Origin of the sequence: Enterococcus sp. AZ067 (genome assembly GCF_051715005.1) — a bacterium.
Lineage (GTDB): Bacteria > Bacillota > Bacilli > Lactobacillales > Enterococcaceae > Enterococcus_D > Enterococcus_D casseliflavus.
In genome coordinates, this window is sequence record NZ_JBIOSY010000001.1 from 437,096 (window position 1) to 454,375 (window position 17,280).

Consider the following 17,280-nt stretch of genomic DNA (forward strand, 5'->3'; position numbering starts at 1 on the left):
TTTTGCATCCCTTCACTCATTTAGGCATTTTTTTGACGATATTCTTTCGGTGAGATTTTTTCTTTCTTCTTGAACAAAAAGGAAAAATAATTTGGGTCATTGTAGCCAACATCAAAGGCGATCTCAGATAGCCGTAGATTGGTCGTTAACAGCAGTTCCTTAGCTAAGGTCAACCGTTGCTCGGTCAAGTATTCGATAAACGTAGAATCAGTGGCTTGCGAGAAGATGGTGCTGAAATGTGCTGGACTCAAATGAACTTTTTCAGCAACTACATTTAAGGAAATATTGGGATCAGAAAAGTGCTCACTAATAAAGGCTTTGGCTTGATTGATGACGCTTTGATATTTCGCCATTGCAGGATTGATGGGTTGTTTGGTCAATAATGGCAACAGTTCTGCCAGAGTCGTTTGATAGTTCTCTGGCTCATGGGTCAATGCCGCTAGATAGTCTAAGTCATGGGCGTGTTGAACGATCTGGGGCAGCGAATGACTGTCTCTTTTCTTCAACAATGCCAGCAGTTCGACTAAGACGAACAAACGGTACATTTGCGTTCGCTCAACGGTTCCTTGAGGCGCCATCAATTCAGCGATCAGCTCGGGGATCGTCTGTTTCCCAGCATTTGCCAGCCGTGAAGCAAGGTCGGTTTTGAAAGGATTGGTGGGGGACAGTTCCCCTTCGCGAATGTCGTCTTCATAGCTGATGATTTTTTCCTTACGGATGCTACCATAGGTTTTTAGCATGTCACGAGCTTTCTGATAAGAAAGAGAGATACCCGAGAAGCGATCTGCTACCGGTCCGATCGCCACTGCTACTTCTTCCCCAGAACCATGAACGAGGCTTTGAGCGATCTGATAGGCTTTTTCTAAAACTTGTTCTCGGTCATGGTCAAAAAGCAAAAACTTGATGAAGCGGCTAGAGACACTGGAGAACAAGACGGCATCATCTTGTTCATAGGCTTTGGTCAGCTGCTGGCTAAAGCGAGTGTAGTCAGAAAAGCTTTGATTGAAGGGGGTTTTTGCTAATAGCACACAAAACTGTTTACCTGAAAAGCGCCGGCCCAGTTCCTCTGCTTGCAAAAAGGCTTCTGAGATCGTGATCTTTTGTTTAAAGAGGTGATTCAGAAAGTGATTCTTTTTGATTTCCATTTCGAATAAATCGTCTTCTTTGGATAATTGTTGATGAGTGGCTTGTTGTTCATCTAAGTGTTGAACGACGGTTTTGATGGCTTGTTCTAATTCTTCGTTTTTGATGGGCTTGAGCAAGTAATCGTCTGCTTGCAGCTGCAGTGCCGTTTTTGCATAGTCAAAATCATCAAAGCCGCTAACGAAAATAATGCGAACTTGCGGCAATAATTTCTTGGCTTCTTTCGCAAAGACCAAGCCGCCCATAAACGGCATTTTGATATCACTGATAATAATATCAGGACGCAGATCAAGGATCGAAGCCAGCGCCAATTCGCCATCTGCGGCTTCATCGCTATAAACGATCGGGTATTGTTTGGCGAGAGTCATGATTTGGTGGCGCAAACTATCGCGAATCAGATGTTCATCTTCAACTATGAACACTTTGTACATGGTTGGATTCCTCCCTTTTTGGTACTGTGACGTTAATCGTGGTGCCTTCTTGGTATTGACTGTGGATCGTCAGTTGCGCTTCGCTGCCGTAGTTCAGCTGGAGACGGCGATAGACGTTATATAGGCCATAGCCGCTCTCAGAGGCGGGATCAGTGGTTTCTTTAAGGTTACGACGAATCTCCTCCAAACGCTCAGGGTCGATCCCAACACCGTTGTCACTGATGGTCATTTGAATCTGGTGAGGCAATTCTGACACTGTGATTCGAATCATGCCGACACGACGGACAAATTTGGTGCCATGATATACGGCGTTTTCAACAAGGGGCTGCAGGACCATTTTCAAAACCTGTAGTTCTGGACTGACAGTTTGATCTTCAATGGTGTAAGACAGCATCCTACCATAGCGGATCTGCAAAATCTTCAAGTAATCATCCACATGCCGCAATTCTTTTTCCAGCGGAATCCAGTCTTGCCCTTTGCTTAAGGAGATGCGGAAAAAATCTGACAGCGCATAAGTCATTTCGGTTGCTTGCTCGTAACGGGCAGCTTCAATCAAAGAAACGATCGCATCTAAACTATTATAGATGAAATGTGGAGTGATCTGGGCTTGTAAGACCCGCACCTCACTTTGGGCTAAGTGATACTGCTTCAAGGCATTTTCTTCCAAGAGCCGAGTCAAGTCATCTGCCATTCGATTCAAGCTACTCGTCAGAGTCCGCAGCTCTGGGGTTTCGGGCAGTTCTGCTCGGTAGCTCAAATGTCCTTGGGATAGTTCATTGGAAAGGTCTAACAACCGATCCAGCGGGTATTGCAGATTGTCACGAACAAAGCGGCGGTTTTTATTGATGATCGCAAAGATGATCAAAAGCAACACGACCTGAAAAAGGATCAGCAGCAACACGGATTGGACCAATTCGTGATTGGTTTGGCTGGCTAAGCTGATCTCTACCCCGACAAACTGCTGCAAAATATCGGATAGCAAATCGATCACCGAATCCACTTGGATCATGACGTATTGGTTTTGTTCCACCGGTTCATCGTTGAGAATATTATCGATCAACTGTTGCTGATAGGTTTCTAAAGAATCGAGCGTTCGAAAGGCGACTGCTAAAATATTGAGCTCTTTGGCAGTGCTGGTATTTTCTTGAATGTGCTGCAGATCGCTCCTTAGTTCATCGATCACATTGGTTTCTTGGACTTGTGCGACGGTTTTTTGACCAAAGACTAAATCCCACATTTCTTCCAAGACAATGGCATCGACTTTTTCCGATAATTGATTGGCTTCTTCAATATTGTTGATGGTGTTTTGGTAAATAAAAATCTGCCGCGAGTAAAAGACACTGCTTACTACGAGGGGGATAAAGGCGACGAGGATCATCAGTTTGTTGGTCTGCTGGAAGATGCCCTTGATGCTTTTTGTTTTCATCTTCATCTCCTCAATAATTTCTTGGTGGAATCTGATCAAAGTCCATATCACTGGAAAAAACTGTTTCATGGACATAGATTTCACGAGGAATGGCATCGGCGCCGCGAGCCAAGTAGCGCGAGATGGCATTTTTGACGAACACACCAGCATCTGGGTTGCATTCAACGACACAATTGACGATCCCTTGCTTCAATTTGTCGATCATTTCTTTTTGGGCATCGATCGATACGATCACCAAATCCTTCCCTGGCTCAATATCGGTTTTTTCGAGGGCTTCAAGAGCGCCAAGAGTCATCTCATCATTGTGACTGAACAAGACATCGATCTGCTCCATTTTGCCTTCTGCGATGTATTGTTCAATGACTTCTTTGCCTTTGCGGCGAATGAAGTCACCATTTAGCTCATCTTTGACTTGGATCGTTACATTGTTGTGGGCATAATCACGCTTGATGGTTTCTCGGAACCCTTCTGAGCGCAAATACGTCGGAGAAGTAGCATCCAGTCCCGTCAATTCTAAAACATTGATCGTTTCATTTTGATGTTCTTTATAATAATTGCTGACGTAGAGACCTGCACGATTGCCCTCGGCTTTGAAGCTTGGCCCGATATGAGTCAGAAACAAGGAGGGATCGCTGACGTTGACATGACGGTCCACCACGAAAACGGGAATCCCCGCTTGCGCAGCTTCTTCCAAAATCGGTTCCCAATTGTTTTCCTGAATCGGGGTAAAGACGATGGCATCGACTTGATACACGATAAAACTGCGGATATCTTGAATCTGACGTTCTTGATTCATATAGCCGTTACGATAGAGCACTTCATAGCCTTCCTTCTCTAATTCAGTGCGAATCGATTCGGTGTGGCGCTTGCGCCAGCTGCTTTCTGTTCCCGATTGAGAAAAACCGATCACGATACTTTCTTCCGATGTTTCAGCGGTCGTTTCTTTGACTGCTTGGCAACCAGCCAAGAAAGACAAACACAAACAAAGGAGTAACCCAATTTTTATATTCCTCATTTTTTTCACCTCTATGGTCTATTCTACTAAAAAATACGGAAGCGCTTTACACAAAATATCAAATCAAATAAAAACCAAGGGAATCTTAAAAAATCCAAGATTACGAAAAGAAATGGGGGCAACTGAGTCGTTTTTTCTCAAGAAATCCAAGAAACCTCGAAAAAATCTAGATGTAAGCGATTCCTTAACTGGCTATACTGAGAATGTAAGAAAAAGACATGGAGGGATCACAATGAAAGGTACTTTTGGTAAATTGGTCGTCCTAGCATCCACCTTATTGGTTGGCGGATTGTTAGCAGCTTGTGGGAATGGATCAGACAGCGGGGCAAACGGTGACGGAGACAAAGGATTTGTTGGGATCGCGATGCCGACCAAATCGGCAGAACGGTGGATCGCAGATGGCGACAACATGGTAGAAGAATTAGAGAAGCTCGGCTATAAAACTGACCTGCAATATGGAGAAGACAAAGTAGAAAACCAAGTGGCACAAATTGAGAATATGATCACCAAAGGCGTTGATACTTTAGTGATCGCCTCGATCGATGGTTCGGCACTGACAGACGTGTTGGAAAAAGCCCATAACGAAGATATCACAGTCATCGCCTATGACCGTTTACTGATGAACTCGGAATACGTCGATTATTATGCCACCTTTGATAATTTTGGAGTCGGCGTGCTGCAAGCGTCTTATATTGAAGACAAATTGGGTCTCAAAGACGGTGAAGGACCATTTAACATTGAATTATTCGGCGGCTCTCCAGACGATAACAATGCACTGATCAATTATAATGGGGTCCTTTCGGTCTTCCAACAATACTTTGACAGCGGACAGCTAGTCGTTCCTTCTGGTCAAACCAACTTCAACCAAATCGCTACTTTGCGTTGGGATGGTTCAACTGCGCAAGCTCGGATGGACAACTTGTTGAGTGCCAACTATACGGATCAAACATTGGATGCCGTTCTTTCACCTTATGATCCAATCAGCCTAGGAATCATTTCATCGCTTAAAGGCGTTGGCTATGGTTCTTCCGATAAACCACTACCTGTGATTACCGGTCAAGATGCGACGGTGGCAGGGGTGAAATCGATCATCGCGGGCGAACAGACCCAAACGATTTTCAAAGATACACGGGTGTTGGCGAAAAACACGATCGAAATGATCGAAGCCATCACCAATGGCGAGGAAGTGCCAGTCAACGATACGGAAACCTATGACAATGGCGTCAAAGTCGTACCAACCTACTTGTCAAATCCCGTTTCTGTGGATAGCGACAACTATAAAGAAGAACTGATCGATACCGATTACTATACAGAAGAAGAGCTAGGCATTTAAGCAAGAAGCGCTGATCCAGCGAGAAAAGATACATGGTTTCCCCGAAAGCAGTAGGGAAGAACGAATCATCCCCACTATTCGTTCTTTCCGCTTTTCTTACAAAGGCAGCGCACCACTTTTACATAAAAAGGAAAAGGGTGAAAGAACATGGCAGATAATATTTTGATGATGAAAGGCATCGTCAAAGAGTTTTCAGGGGTTCGCGCCCTTGATAACGTCAACCTCTCGATCGAGCGAGGAGAGATCCACGCACTGTGTGGAGAAAATGGCGCTGGCAAGTCCACGCTGATGAATGTCTTAAGCGGACTCTATCCTTACGGCAGCTATGACGGAGAGATCTATTATGAAGGGGAGTTATGCAAGTTCAAAGATTTGCGGGACAGTGAGGATAAAGGAATCGTTATTATTCATCAAGAGTTAGCATTAAGTCCTTACCTGTCGATCAAAGAAAATATCTTTCTAGGAAACGAACAAGCCAAACACGGCATCATTGATTGGGATCTGACCGAAAAGAAAACAGACAACCTCTTAAAGATCGTTGGCTTGAAATTAGACCCGAATACGCTGGTTTCACAAATCGGTGTCGGGCATCAACAGCTGGTGGAAATTGCCAAAGCATTTTCAAAATCCGTCCGATTGTTGATTTTAGATGAGCCAACCGCGGCGTTGAATGAAGAAGAAAGTGCCAATCTGTTAGAGCTGATCAAAGAGTTCCGCAACCAAGGGATCACTTCGATCATCATCTCCCACAAGTTGAATGAAATCGTCAATGTGGCGGATCGCATCACGATTTTACGAGACGGGCAAACGATCGAGACGCTGAGTGGTGCCGAAATCTCTGAAGAGCGCATCATTCGCGGCATGGTTGGGCGAGATTTGACCAATCGCTACCCAGAGCGGAACCCCACTATTGGTGAACCGTTTTTTGAAGTCAAAAATTGGACGGTCCATCATCCAATCGACCATACCCGTGTGGTGAATGAGAATTTGAACTTGATGATCCGCAAAGGAGAGATCATCGGCATCGCTGGTTTGATGGGTGCGGGACGGACTGAGTTTGCCATGAGTGTCTTCGGTCATTCCTACGGCAGTTCGATTTCGGGGGAAGTCTATAAAGACGGCCAACCGATTTCTGTCAAAGACGTGCCAACCGCCATCAAAAATGGGTTAGCCTATGTGTCGGAAGATCGAAAAGCGCTGGGCTTGAATCTGCTGATGGATATTCGCGAGAATACCACCATTGCTAGTCTTGCCAAAATCAGCCGCCAAGGGGTCATCGATAAAGAAAAAGAAGTCACGATGGCTGAAGAATTCCGCAAAAAAATGCGGACGAAAACCAATTCGATCTATCAAAACGTCGGCAGCTTGAGCGGCGGGAATCAGCAAAAGGTCGTTTTGGCAAAATGGCTGATGACCACACCAGACATCTTATTTTTAGATGAACCGACCCGTGGGATCGATGTCGGGGCGAAATACGAAATCTATACGATCATCGAAGAGATGGCAGCAGCTGGCAAAGCCATTTGCATCATCTCCTCGGAGCTGCCAGAACTATTAGGCATGTGTGACCGAATCTATACGATGAACGAAGGCCGCTTCACTGGCGAGGTCCTGCGGGAAGAGGCGGATCAAGAACGATTGATGAATCTAATGACATTAGAAGAGAGTGGGGTTTGAGATGGAAACAACCAATAAATTAAAAGAAGAACGCAGCCATTCGCTGAAAGAAAAGGCACTGGAAATCTTTAGCAAATACAGTATGATCATTATCTTAGCAGTGCTGCTGGTGGCCTTTCAGCTCATGACCGACGGGATTTTCTGGCGGCCGCTGAATATCACCAACCTCGTGTTGCAAAACAGTCATATTCTCGTTTTGGCAGCTGGTATGCTTTTGGTCGTCTTGTTAGGACACGTTGATTTATCCGTAGGGTCCGTGATGGCGTTTGTCGGTGCGATTGCAGGCGTCTTAATGGTCAATAACGGCATCAGTCCTTGGCTGGCAGTGCCTCTTTGCTTACTGATGGGCGCAGTGATCGGTGCTTGGCAAGGCTTCTGGGTCGCGTATGTCGGTATCCCAGCATTTATCGTGACCTTGTCTGGTTTACTGATGTTTCGAGGACTGACCCAAGTCGTCTTAGGGGGTCAATCATTGGCGCCGTTTCCCAAGGCATTCCAACAAATTTCTACTGGGTATTTGCCAGATATTGCAGGCGGTCAGATCCATTTACTTTCCATGATTTTAGGTGTAGTGATCACGGGCATCCTGATTTTAGGCCAATGGCGAACCCGTGAGCGTCGCAAAAAAAATCTTTTTGAAGTGGAATCCATGGCAGCCTTTGCCTTTAAAGCCGTCTTTACTGCGGTCGTATTTCTCGGCGCTACCTATATCTTTGCCTCTTATCAAGGGTATCCGATCATTTTGATCGTCTTAGGGGTGATCGTGGCTGCTTATGGCTTTTTGACTAACAAAACCGTTGCTGGTCGTCAAATCTATGCAACCGGCGGCAACAAAAAAGCAGCGGAACTTTCTGGGATCAAGACGAAGAAAATCACCTTCTGGGTCTTCGTGAACATGGGGATGATGGCAGCTTTGGCGGGCTTGGTTTTAGCCGCTCGGTTGAACGCAGCCACCCCGCAAGCAGGAACGTCAATGGAATTAGATGCAATGGCCGCAGTGTATTTCGGCGGTGCTTCCACCTCAGGCGGTATTGGTACTGTGATGGGTGCGATCGTTGGTGGGCTCGTGATGGGTGTCTTAAACAATGGGATGTCGATCTTAGGAGTCGGTGTCGATTGGCAGCAAGCCATCAAAGGGTTGATTTTGCTGCTGGCCGTCGTGTTGGATATCTACAATAAGAAAAAGAAAATATCGTAGGAGGGCCTGTTTATGGAGGAACAAGCACAAAAGACGATTTTATTGATTTGTACCGCAGGTATCACTACGGGTCTCTTAGTGAAAAATATGCAGCGAGCTGCAGATGAAAAAGGATTAGCCGTGCATATCTATTCGGCACCAGCCATCATTGCTGAACAGATCCTGCAGCAGCAGCCTGTCGATGCCTTGCTGATCGGTCCGCAGTCGAAGTACGAAGTCAATCGATTGAAAGACTTTCTCATGGTCAAAGCGGTGCCTTATAAATTGATCAAAGAAACAGATTACGAGTTGTTAGATGGCGAAGCTGTCCTTGCAGACAGCCTGACCCTCTTGCAAAACGATCGCTAACCAGCAGCTTGGCAAAAAGCTAGGTGGTCAGCAGTTGAATAGGCTCCCCAGAGTAGTGCTTGTCATCCCCCACAAGCACTACTCTTTTTGCGGTGCTTTTCTGCCTACACTAGCCAAGAAAGCCCCTCTTAAGCAGCAATGCGTGGCAAGCCCGTTGGTTCGTTTTCTCGTGTTTAGGACATCGCATCATAGACAAACAAAAGAGAAGTTGAGGGGGAAGAGGACGAAGCTGACACCACGCGTATGCTGTCTAAAGGCAAGTGATGGGTGAGTGTTTCACGTACTTAAAGCATCGTGGCTGTGGGCGGTAGGAGGGGGGAAATGAGCTGATTACACCGCTTCTGGTTTCTCGTTCGTAACTAAGCGTTTCGTAGGAAACACAACGAAACCCAAAAACAGACAGTCTGCTGACTGTCTGTTTTTAGGGGATACAAATAAGGAATAAAAGTGGATATTAGTTAAATGCGACTGCCTAGGGGGCAAATCCGAGAACAGTGCATGGTAACTACAAATTAAGGAAGTGTGATGACATTTTCTGAATCTTTGTCGAAGAAGTGTGCTTTGTTGATGTTGAAAGCCAAATCAACTGTTTCACCTGGACGGTGGAAGTCACGAGCATCAACTTTCGAGATAAATTCAGTCGCACCTACGCGTGTATAAAGCATCGTTTCTGCACCTAATAATTCAGATACGACTACTTCGGCACGTACAGTTGCTTCAGGAGAAGCTTCCAATGCGATTTGTTCACTGTGAATATCTTCTGGACGAATACCAAAGACTAATTGTTTGCCTTCGTACCCTTTTTCCACAAGAATCTTGTTCTTGCCTTCAGGAATACGTAAGTTCAAGCTTTGTCCATCAGAGATCATACCGTTTTTCAACGTAACATTGAAGAAGTTCATTGCTGGTGAACCGATAAAGCCGGCAACGAAAATGTTTTTCGGTGTGTTGTAGACTTCTTTTGGTGAACCGATTTGTTGAATGAAGCCATCTTTCATGATAACGATCCGGTCAGCCATGGTCATCGCTTCTGTTTGGTCATGGGTTACATAGATCGTCGTTGTTTCTAAACGTTGGTGTAATTTTGCGATTTCCGCACGCATGGCAACCCGCAATTTCGCATCTAAGTTTGACAACGGCTCATCCATCAAGAAGACTTTGGCATCACGGACGATGGCACGGCCTAGGGCAACCCGTTGACGCTGACCACCTGAAAGGGCAGCTGGTTTACGATCTAAGTATTCTGTCAATCCTAAGATCTCAGCGGCATTTTCTACCCGTTTTTTAATTTCTTCTTTGTCGTATTTACGCAATTTCAAACCAAATGCCATGTTGTTGAAAACAGTCATATGGGGATACAATGCGTAGTTCTGGAAAACCATCGCGATGTCGCGGTCTTTTGGTGCCACATCGTTCATTACTTTTCCACCGATGCTCAATTCGCCTTCAGAAATATCTTCTAAACCAGCGATCATTCGAAGCGTTGTTGATTTTCCGCAACCAGAAGGTCCAACGAAAACGATGAATTCGCGATCCGCGATATCTAAATTAAAATCAGTTACCGAATACGCATCATTATTATCATATTTTTTGTGGATATTTTTTAAGGCCATTTCTACCATTGGGATTACCTCTTTCCATTTAGTTTACATGAACATCATAAATGAAAACGCTTCGAAGGTGCAACGGAAACATGCACAAGAAAAAAACGTTTTCTTGTGCATGTTGTTTAATTGCTCTGATGGGTGAACTGATCGATTAATAAATAGCAAAGCAGCAGATCATCCATATTTTTTAAATTTAAGCGCGTCAGTGTTTGAAACTTATCGATCTTATATAGGAGAGAATTCCGATGCATGAACAGTTCTTTGGCTGTGGAGCTTGCATTGCCTTGATTGCGCCACAGGGATTGAATGATCGTTTCGGTCTCTTCTTCAAACCAATCTAGATATAAGGTACGAAACAAGGAAATATACTCGGAAAAGCCGTTGCGAAAAAGAGAGAAGACCACTTTGGGCAGATCCATACTTTTACTGGTGGTTTTCGTTTTTAACTCATTTTTGAACAGGGTAGACTCACTTGCCCATAAGGTAGTGAAATCGTGGCGCGGATGATGGAAGGGACCGACGAACAGCTGAGAATAGCAGTCGAAATCCATATCCAAAGCGACGAATAAGCCGTCGAGATCTTCGATGGGCAAATTGGCACCATCTTGTTTTTCTACGATCACTGCATGGTCTTCGGTGAGGAAAAAAAGATCCACCACACTAGGGAGCATTTGCTGAATCTCTGCGAGCCATTCGGATTGCAAAGAGTCGATGGTTCGGGTGAAATGAACTTGCAGCAGGCGAATCCACTCTGGCTCTTGAACGGGCTGATGTTCAAATAAAATCGGATACCATGGATGGTTTCGGTTATCGATTTCTGGTTGCAAAGAGCCGTTTCCCAGTTGGATCAGCAATTTTTCACTGTCACTTAATTGGTCAGTTGGCAGCCAAATATATTTTTTGCCGAAGGCGATGGATTCGATATCCTTCGTTGTGGCAACTTTGTCATGCAACGTTGCCTGGGGGAAACGTGCTTTGATGTCATTAAAAGAAAAAATGAGAAAGACCTCCTTTGAGATACTCTACGTATTCTTCATTTAGTATAGCATGTTCTAAAAAAACCGTTCAAAATTTTCCCAGGAAAAAAGCACAGCCCTTCACCGAAAGCTCTGCCTTCTCATGGCAGGAGGGCGGTTTTTTTCTCCGAAGCGATTGCTTCTATAATCCTAACAGTTGTTTTTTCTTGAATGCAAATTCTTCTTCAGTCAAAATTCCTTCGTCGACCAACACTTTTAGTTCGCGTAGTTCAGCAATGAGCGCTTCCGTCGGCTTCGCAGCTGGCGGCGATGGGTTCGTTAACGGGACCGACCGCTCCCGAGGGAAGTTGGTGAGGTAGCGCTGTATGATCCGAGCAATCACCAGGTCTTTTTCGGCAAAGCAAAGGGAGTGATTCGGTTCCATTCGTCTGAAGGAATGGGTTTCTCTGATCGCTCCGCCGCCAATATACAATTCTAAAAAGCCATTGCCTTTCCAAAGTCCTGATTCAGCAACTTCTTTCAGATTGACACTGGTGATTTGGGGAATCTGCAGAACCTGTTTCGCTTTCTTCTTGTAATCGATGATCGTGAGGGTATCTTCTGAAATGACCCAAGCATCACGATAATGATAGGAAAGTAATTTGATTTTTCCAGCCTCTTCATCCACGTAACTTTTGGCTGATTGCCCACCAAGTGCTGCCAAATGATCCGTTAAAAATTCATAGGCTTTTTGGGCATCGATTCGATTGGTGAAATAGAGCAATTGAGAATTACCTGGTACCTGCAGTCGGAGGTAGTCCACTAAGAGACCTTTGCCTATATGTAATTCCACATCGGCAATTTTTGCCATTGGAATCTTTTCATCCGGGATTTTTGGATGGGTGTTGTTTATCCAGACGCCTTTTTTCGTAATGAGCCAACGACAGCTGGCATCATGTCTGCGATTTTCTCGATATTTTTTTGAATACAAAATAATGGGTTCTTCGTAGGTTTCATTAGGTGTTCTCGTCAAAACACTTACCTCCTTAAACGTAATAAGCAACATTTTATTCAATTATACAACAAATATCGTTTTTATTCGTTTTATTCTGATGAAAATAAGGGGGATTTATCATTTACTTTCTTTTCGTTAGGTTTTTTTAGAAAAAAAGCAATAGCAGCAATTGACACGGAAGCGGTTTCTTGGTATCTTAGATGTACGGACAACTTTTGAAAGATGGGATTAAAATGGCGAATAAGTACGAACAACTTGCGGATATCTTAAGAGAAAAGATCCGCTTAGGCACCTATCAAGAAGGCGATGCGATCCCTTCAGAAGCAACCTTACAGGAAGAATTTCATTATAGCCGTCACACGGTGCGCCAAGCGATCGCTGTTTTGGTCAATGAAGGCTATTTAAGAAAAGAACGGGGCTCAGGCACCTACGTTTCAAAACCTGAGACTGTCAATCATAAAAACCGCAAAACGATCGGGATCATCATGACCTATTTGTCTGATTATATTTTCCCTTCGATCATGCGCGGCGTGGAGCAGACATTGCGGGAGCAAGGCTATTCACTGCTTCTAGGATCAACCAACAATGACCATGAGCAAGAAAGAGCGTGCTTGCAGCAAATGATGGATCAAGGGGTAGACGGGTTGATCATTGAACCAACGAAGAGCAGCCAGTACAACCCGAATCTTGCCTATTATGTCGCCTTCCAAGAAGCCGGGATTCCTCTCGTCATGATCAATGCCTATTACGAAGAACTAGACTTGCCGCATATTTGTGTCAACGATACACGTTCTGGGTTTTTAGCAACCAATTATCTATTAGAAAAACAGCATCAGCAGTTGATGATGATCACGAAAATAGATGACTTACAAGGGAAATATCGGATGAAAGGGTTTGTCAAAGCCTTGACCCAAGCCAAGCGGACGTTTGCAGCAGAAGACGTCTTGACGTATACGACGGAGACGAAAGAAGCCGTTATTGAACAAGCGATCCAGCGCTTGACGGCTGCCGATAATCAAGTTACAGGCATCGTTTGTTACAACGATGAGATCGCGCATCGCTTGATTCAAGCATTGACGGCTGCTGGGAAGAACGTTCCTACTGATTTTTCGATCGTGGGTAACGATGACTCTCCTCTTAGCACCTTGTCCACACCGACGATCACCACACTGACTCACCCGAAAGAAGCGATGGGGGAATTGGCGGCACAATGGATCACTACAGGTAAGGCAACAGAAGCGCAACGCTTTTATTTTGAACCGGAGCTGATCGTTCGCGGTTCAGTCAATAACCAAAAAGGAGAATAAGAAGATGACGCAACAAGTAAGGCAAGCAATTATTGACGGGCGCACGTCTCTTGGGATCGAGCTAGGCTCGACACGGATCAAAGCTGTCTTGATCGATGAGCAGTTTCAGACGATCGCTTCAGGTAGCTTTGAATGGGAAAATCAATTGGAGCAAGGGATTTGGACCTACTCACTAGAGGCGATTTGGCAAGGACTGCAAGCCAGCTACCAAGAGTTGGCGCACAACATCCAACAGCAATTCGAGGTACCTTTGACGACGATCGGCAGTATCGGTTTTTCTGCAATGATGCACGGCTATATGGCTTTTGATCAGCAAGGCACGCTGTTGGTACCTTTTCGGACATGGCGCAATGCGATCACGGAAGAAGCAGAAAAAGCCTTGACGGCATTGTTCCAATACAACATTCCGCAGCGTTGGAGTATCGCGCATTTGTATCAAGCGATTTTGAATCAAGAAGCCCACGTCTCAGAGGTTGCTTTTTTCACTACCTTAGCCGGCTATGTCCATTGGCAGCTGACAGGGGAAAAAGTTATCGGAATCGGCGATGCATCAGGGATGTTCCCAATCGACAGTACGACAAAAAACTATGATGCGAATATGCTGCAGCAATTTGATGCACAAATCAGCAGTCAGGGGTATCCTTGGCAGATCAAAGACCTTTTGCCGCAAGTGTTGACAGCAGGCGAACCAGCCGGCACATTGACGGCAGAAGGGGCAAAAAAACTCGACCCAACTGGTACTTTGCAAGCTGGCATCCCGTTATGTCCGCCAGAAGGCGATGCGGGCACTGGCATGGTTGCCACGAATAGTGTGGCACAGCGAAGCGGGAATGTTTCAGCCGGGACGTCTGCTTTTGCCATGATCGTCTTAGAAGAACCCTTAACTAAAGTGTATCCAGAGATCGATTTGGTCACGACGCCTTCTGGTGATTTGGTGGGGATGGTCCATACGAATAACTGTACCTCGGAGATCAATGCCTGGGTCAAACTTTTCCGCGAATTTGCCGACGCAGCTGGAATGAAACTCTCCACGGAAGAATTGTTTACGACCTTATTCAACGAAGCATTGAAAGGGGATTCAGACTGTGGCGGGATGCTTTCTTATGGCTATTATTCTGGTGAAAATATCACTAAGATCCCTGAAGGACGGCCGCTTTTCGTCCGATCGCCAGAGAGTTCTTTTACTTTAGCAAATTTCATGCGCTTACATCTGTTTAGTGCCTTTGGTGCGATGAAGATCGGGATGAAGATTCTGGAAGCCGAAGACGTCGCTATTGATCGAATCGTTGGTCACGGTGGGATCTTCAAAACGCCAGAAGTTGCCCAACGTGTCTTGGCAGCTGTCATGGAAGCCCCAGTCACGGTCATGGAAACGGCTGGTGAAGGCGGCGCCTGGGGGATCGCCCTTTTAGCAGCGTACCTTCGCCGTCATACGCCAGAACAATCCTTGGCAGCATTCTTAGCAGATCAAGTGTTTAAAAATGACCACGGCGTGACCTTAGCCCCGACAGAAGCCGATATTCAGGGGTTCACCGTCTTTACCCAACGTTACCAAGCAGGGTTGCCGATCGAGCAAGCGGCAATCGATGCGTTGATTTAAAAAGAAAGAAGGGAATTTTGTGTTAGAAGGATTAAAAGAAGAAGTCTTTCAGGCCAATTTGGCATTGCCTAAGCAAGGATTGATCAAATACACCTGGGGCAATGTGTCAGCAGTGGATCGCCAACAGCAATTGTTTGTCATCAAACCTAGCGGTGTTGACTATGAAACCATGCAAGCCAGTGATATGGTGGTTTGTGATTTTGAGGGCAACGTAGTGGAAGGAGCGAAAAATCCTTCCTCCGATACGCCAACGCATGCCGTTTTATACAAAGCATTTCCAGAAATTGGTGGAATCGTCCATACCCATTCTACTTGGGCGACGAGCTGGGCTCAGGCAGGACTCGATCTGCCAGCGATGGGCACGACCCATGCCGATACGTTTTATGGAGCAGTCCCCTGTGCGCGCTTTTTGACGCAAGCCGAGATCGATGAAGGTTATGAAGCACAAACAGGACAGGTGATCGTCGAAACCTTTAAGGAACGCGGCATCACGCCAGAAGAAATTCCTGGTGTCTTGCTTCACGGTCATGGACCGTTTACCTGGGGCAAAACGGCGGATGCGGCGGTGATGAACGCAGTGGTCTTAGAAGAAGTTGCTAAGATGAATTTTATCACGCGTCAGCTGAACAGTTACGCACCCGAATTGCCGCAGCGGGTCTTAGACAAACATTATTTACGCAAACATGGAGAAAATGCCTATTACGGGCAAAAATAACGAAAAAGGAGCAAGTAGAATGTTAGAAATCGGGAAAAAAGAATTTTGGTTCGTCGTAGGATCACAGCACTTATACGGAGAAGAAGCATTACAAGAAGTACGGGACCATGCAGAAGAAATGGTCAAAAGCTTAAATGACAGCTCAAAGCTGCCTTATCCAGTCGTTTTACAAGAACTCGCTGTTACTGCCGATACGATTACGAAAATCATGAAAGAAGTCAACTATCGGGATGAAGTCGCTGGGGTGATCACCTGGATGCATACCTTCTCACCAGCAAAAATGTGGATTCGCGGCACGAAATTATTACAAAAACCATTGCTGCACCTTGCCACTCAATACAATGAACAAATTCCATGGGAAACCATCGATATGGACTTCATGAACTTGAACCAAGCGGCTCATGGTGACCGAGAATATGGATTTATCAATGCCCGTTTGAAAAAGCAAAACAAAATCGTTGTCGGCTATTGGAAAAATGAAGCCATCCAAAAAGAAATCGCTGCTTGGATGGACGTGGCAGTCGGCTACAATGAAAGCTTCCAAATCAAAGTCGCTCGTTTTGGCGACAACATGCGTAACGTTGGGGTGACCGAAGGCGATAAAGTCGAAGCACAGATCCAATTTGGCTGGACCGTTGATTATTTTGGGATCGGCGATTTGGTTCAAGTCGTCGATGCGGTGACTGACGAAGAAGTCGATGCACTCTTTGAAGAATACAGCCAGCTGTATGATTTCGATTATGGCGATTACGACAAAGAAGAATGGGCACGTCATGTCAAAGCCCAAGCCAAACAAGAAATCGGTCTGCGCCGCTTCCTTGAAGCAGGCGGCTATACGGCATTTACCACGAACTTTGAAGACCTATATGGTATGCAGCAGTTGCCTGGTTTAGCTGTACAACGTTTGATGGCAGAAGGCTATGGGTTTGCTGGTGAAGGGGACTGGAAAACCGCCGCTATTGACCGCTTGATGAAAATCATGGCCCACAATAAAGCGACTGGCTTTATGGAAGACTATACCTATGAGCTGACACCAGGAAAAGAAGCCATCTTGCAATCCCACATGATGGAAGTCGATCCAGTATTAGCAGTCAACAAACCAAAAATCGTGGTTTCGCCATTGTCGATGGGGGATCGTGAAGACCCAGCCCGACTCGTCTTTGACGGCCAAGGCGGCGAAGGTGTCGTGGTTTCGATGGCAGACTTTGGCACCCACTACAAATTATTGATCAATGAAGTCGATGCCTTTGAGCCAACTGAAGAAGCACCAAAACTACCGGTTGCACGAGTAATGTGGACACCAAAACCAAACTTCCACGATGGGGTCAAACAGTGGATCGAAACAGGCGGTGGCCATCACACCGTTGTCTCACTTGTCCTAAATTCTGATCAGATCGAAACATGGGCGAAGCTTGTGGGATTAGAATACGTAACGATCAAATAAGTACCCAATCACAAAAGAAACCGTTGGCGATGGTCGGCGGTTTCTTTGCGTTTTTCTTAAACTTT

The 17,280-nt window shown here is 45.5% G+C and carries 14 protein-coding genes; 8 read left to right on the forward strand and 6 right to left on the reverse strand.

Translation table 11 applies throughout. The features are described 5' to 3' along the window. Positions 1–20 precede the first annotated feature (20 nt). Genes IGI82_RS02100 through IGI82_RS02110 form a run of 3 tightly spaced genes read right to left on the reverse strand, consistent with a single transcriptional unit; the run spans position 21 to position 4,015 of the window. A complete protein-coding gene (locus IGI82_RS02100; protein ID WP_115231654.1) occupies positions 21–1,574 on the reverse strand; it encodes a response regulator in 1,554 nt (517 codons plus the stop codon). Further along, positions 1,552–3,000: a sensor histidine kinase gene (locus tag IGI82_RS02105; RefSeq protein ID WP_008376148.1), complete on the reverse strand. Its 1,449-nt coding sequence runs from the start codon at positions 2,998–3,000 to the stop codon at positions 1,552–1,554. The genes IGI82_RS02100 and IGI82_RS02105 overlap by 23 nt, the downstream gene beginning before the upstream one ends. 10 nt (positions 3,001–3,010) lie before the next feature. Next, positions 3,011–4,015, reverse strand: coding sequence for an ABC transporter substrate-binding protein (locus IGI82_RS02110; RefSeq protein ID WP_016609598.1), 1,005 nt, complete (start codon positions 4,013–4,015; stop codon positions 3,011–3,013). Positions 4,016–4,247: 232 nt separating this feature from the next. On the opposite strand from IGI82_RS02110, the gene chvE reads away from it, so the two are divergent. The 4 genes from chvE to IGI82_RS02130 all read left to right on the forward strand — a co-directional run bounded on the left by chvE (position 4,248) and on the right by IGI82_RS02130 (position 8,571). After that, entirely contained in the window at positions 4,248–5,348 is a 1,101-nt protein-coding gene (chvE, locus tag IGI82_RS02115) for a multiple monosaccharide ABC transporter substrate-binding protein (RefSeq protein ID WP_005231478.1), read from the forward strand. 147 nt (positions 5,349–5,495) lie between these two features. Then, the gene (gene mmsA / locus IGI82_RS02120; protein WP_005231476.1) at positions 5,496–7,025 is read left to right on the forward strand and encodes a multiple monosaccharide ABC transporter ATP-binding protein; all 1,530 of its coding nucleotides are present in this window, start codon (positions 5,496–5,498) and stop codon (positions 7,023–7,025) included. 1 nt (position 7,026) lies between these two features. Further along, positions 7,027–8,223, forward strand: a complete 1,197-nt coding sequence (gene mmsB / locus IGI82_RS02125) for a multiple monosaccharide ABC transporter permease (protein WP_115231656.1) — start codon at positions 7,027–7,029, stop codon at positions 8,221–8,223. Positions 8,224–8,235: 12 nt separating this feature from the next. Further along, the gene (locus IGI82_RS02130; RefSeq protein WP_438841745.1) at positions 8,236–8,571 is read left to right on the forward strand and encodes a PTS sugar transporter subunit IIB; all 336 of its coding nucleotides are present in this window, start codon (positions 8,236–8,238) and stop codon (positions 8,569–8,571) included. Positions 8,572–9,083: 512 nt separating this feature from the next. Here the strand turns inward: IGI82_RS02130 and IGI82_RS02135 are convergent. From IGI82_RS02135 to IGI82_RS02145, 3 genes are all read right to left on the reverse strand, one after another. Then, a complete protein-coding gene (locus IGI82_RS02135) occupies positions 9,084–10,193 on the reverse strand; it encodes an ABC transporter ATP-binding protein (protein WP_005227260.1) in 1,110 nt (369 codons plus the stop codon). Between the two features lie 107 nt (positions 10,194–10,300). Further along, entirely contained in the window at positions 10,301–11,131 is an 831-nt protein-coding gene (locus tag IGI82_RS02140; RefSeq protein ID WP_010748709.1) for a helix-turn-helix domain-containing protein, read from the reverse strand. Between the two features lie 205 nt (positions 11,132–11,336). Continuing rightward, complete coding sequence (locus tag IGI82_RS02145; RefSeq protein ID WP_115231657.1) at positions 11,337–12,200, reverse strand: SHOCT domain-containing protein; 864 nt, start codon at positions 12,198–12,200, stop codon at positions 11,337–11,339. Between the two features lie 149 nt (positions 12,201–12,349). On the opposite strand from IGI82_RS02145, the gene IGI82_RS02150 reads away from it, so the two are divergent. From IGI82_RS02150 to araA, 4 genes are read left to right on the forward strand one after another with little or no spacing between them, the layout of a single operon-like run. Next, complete coding sequence (locus tag IGI82_RS02150; RefSeq protein ID WP_115231658.1) at positions 12,350–13,456, forward strand: GntR family transcriptional regulator; 1,107 nt, start codon at positions 12,350–12,352, stop codon at positions 13,454–13,456. A 4-nt stretch (positions 13,457–13,460) separates the two neighbouring features. Continuing rightward, positions 13,461–15,056, forward strand: a complete 1,596-nt coding sequence (locus IGI82_RS02155; protein WP_438841746.1) for a xylulokinase — start codon at positions 13,461–13,463, stop codon at positions 15,054–15,056. A gap of 19 nt (positions 15,057–15,075) precedes the next feature. Further along, positions 15,076–15,771 (forward strand): L-ribulose-5-phosphate 4-epimerase, encoded by a 696-nt coding sequence (locus IGI82_RS02160; protein WP_008376133.1) that lies wholly within the window; start codon positions 15,076–15,078, stop codon positions 15,769–15,771. Positions 15,772–15,790: 19 nt separating this feature from the next. Beyond that, entirely contained in the window at positions 15,791–17,215 is a 1,425-nt protein-coding gene (araA, locus tag IGI82_RS02165; protein ID WP_074535327.1) for an L-arabinose isomerase, read from the forward strand. The last annotated feature ends 65 nt before the right edge of the window (positions 17,216–17,280 follow it).

What these genes read in the sequence shown, in the direction of transcription:
- IGI82_RS02105 (WP_008376148.1), bottom strand. Translation starts at nt 3,000, where the DNA reads ATGAAAACAAAAAGCATCAAGGGCATCTTCCAGCAGACCAACAAACTG.
- IGI82_RS02135 (WP_005227260.1), bottom strand. Translation starts at nt 10,193, where the DNA reads ATGGTAGAAATGGCCTTAAAAAATATCCACAAAAAATATGATAATAAT.
- IGI82_RS02110 (WP_016609598.1), bottom strand. Translation starts at nt 4,015, where the DNA reads ATGAGGAATATAAAAATTGGGTTACTCCTTTGTTTGTGTTTGTCTTTC.
- chvE (WP_005231478.1), top strand. Translation starts at nt 4,248, where the DNA reads ATGAAAGGTACTTTTGGTAAATTGGTCGTCCTAGCATCCACCTTATTG.
- IGI82_RS02130 (WP_438841745.1), top strand. Translation starts at nt 8,236, where the DNA reads ATGGAGGAACAAGCACAAAAGACGATTTTATTGATTTGTACCGCAGGT.
- araA (WP_074535327.1), top strand. Translation starts at nt 15,791, where the DNA reads ATGTTAGAAATCGGGAAAAAAGAATTTTGGTTCGTCGTAGGATCACAG.
- mmsA (WP_005231476.1), top strand. Translation starts at nt 5,496, where the DNA reads ATGGCAGATAATATTTTGATGATGAAAGGCATCGTCAAAGAGTTTTCA.
- IGI82_RS02150 (WP_115231658.1), top strand. Translation starts at nt 12,350, where the DNA reads ATGTACGGACAACTTTTGAAAGATGGGATTAAAATGGCGAATAAGTAC.
- mmsB (WP_115231656.1), top strand. Translation starts at nt 7,027, where the DNA reads ATGGAAACAACCAATAAATTAAAAGAAGAACGCAGCCATTCGCTGAAA.
- IGI82_RS02155 (WP_438841746.1), top strand. Translation starts at nt 13,461, where the DNA reads ATGACGCAACAAGTAAGGCAAGCAATTATTGACGGGCGCACGTCTCTT.
- IGI82_RS02145 (WP_115231657.1), bottom strand. Translation starts at nt 12,200, where the DNA reads ATGTTGCTTATTACGTTTAAGGAGGTAAGTGTTTTGACGAGAACACCT.
- IGI82_RS02100 (WP_115231654.1), bottom strand. Translation starts at nt 1,574, where the DNA reads ATGTACAAAGTGTTCATAGTTGAAGATGAACATCTGATTCGCGATAGT.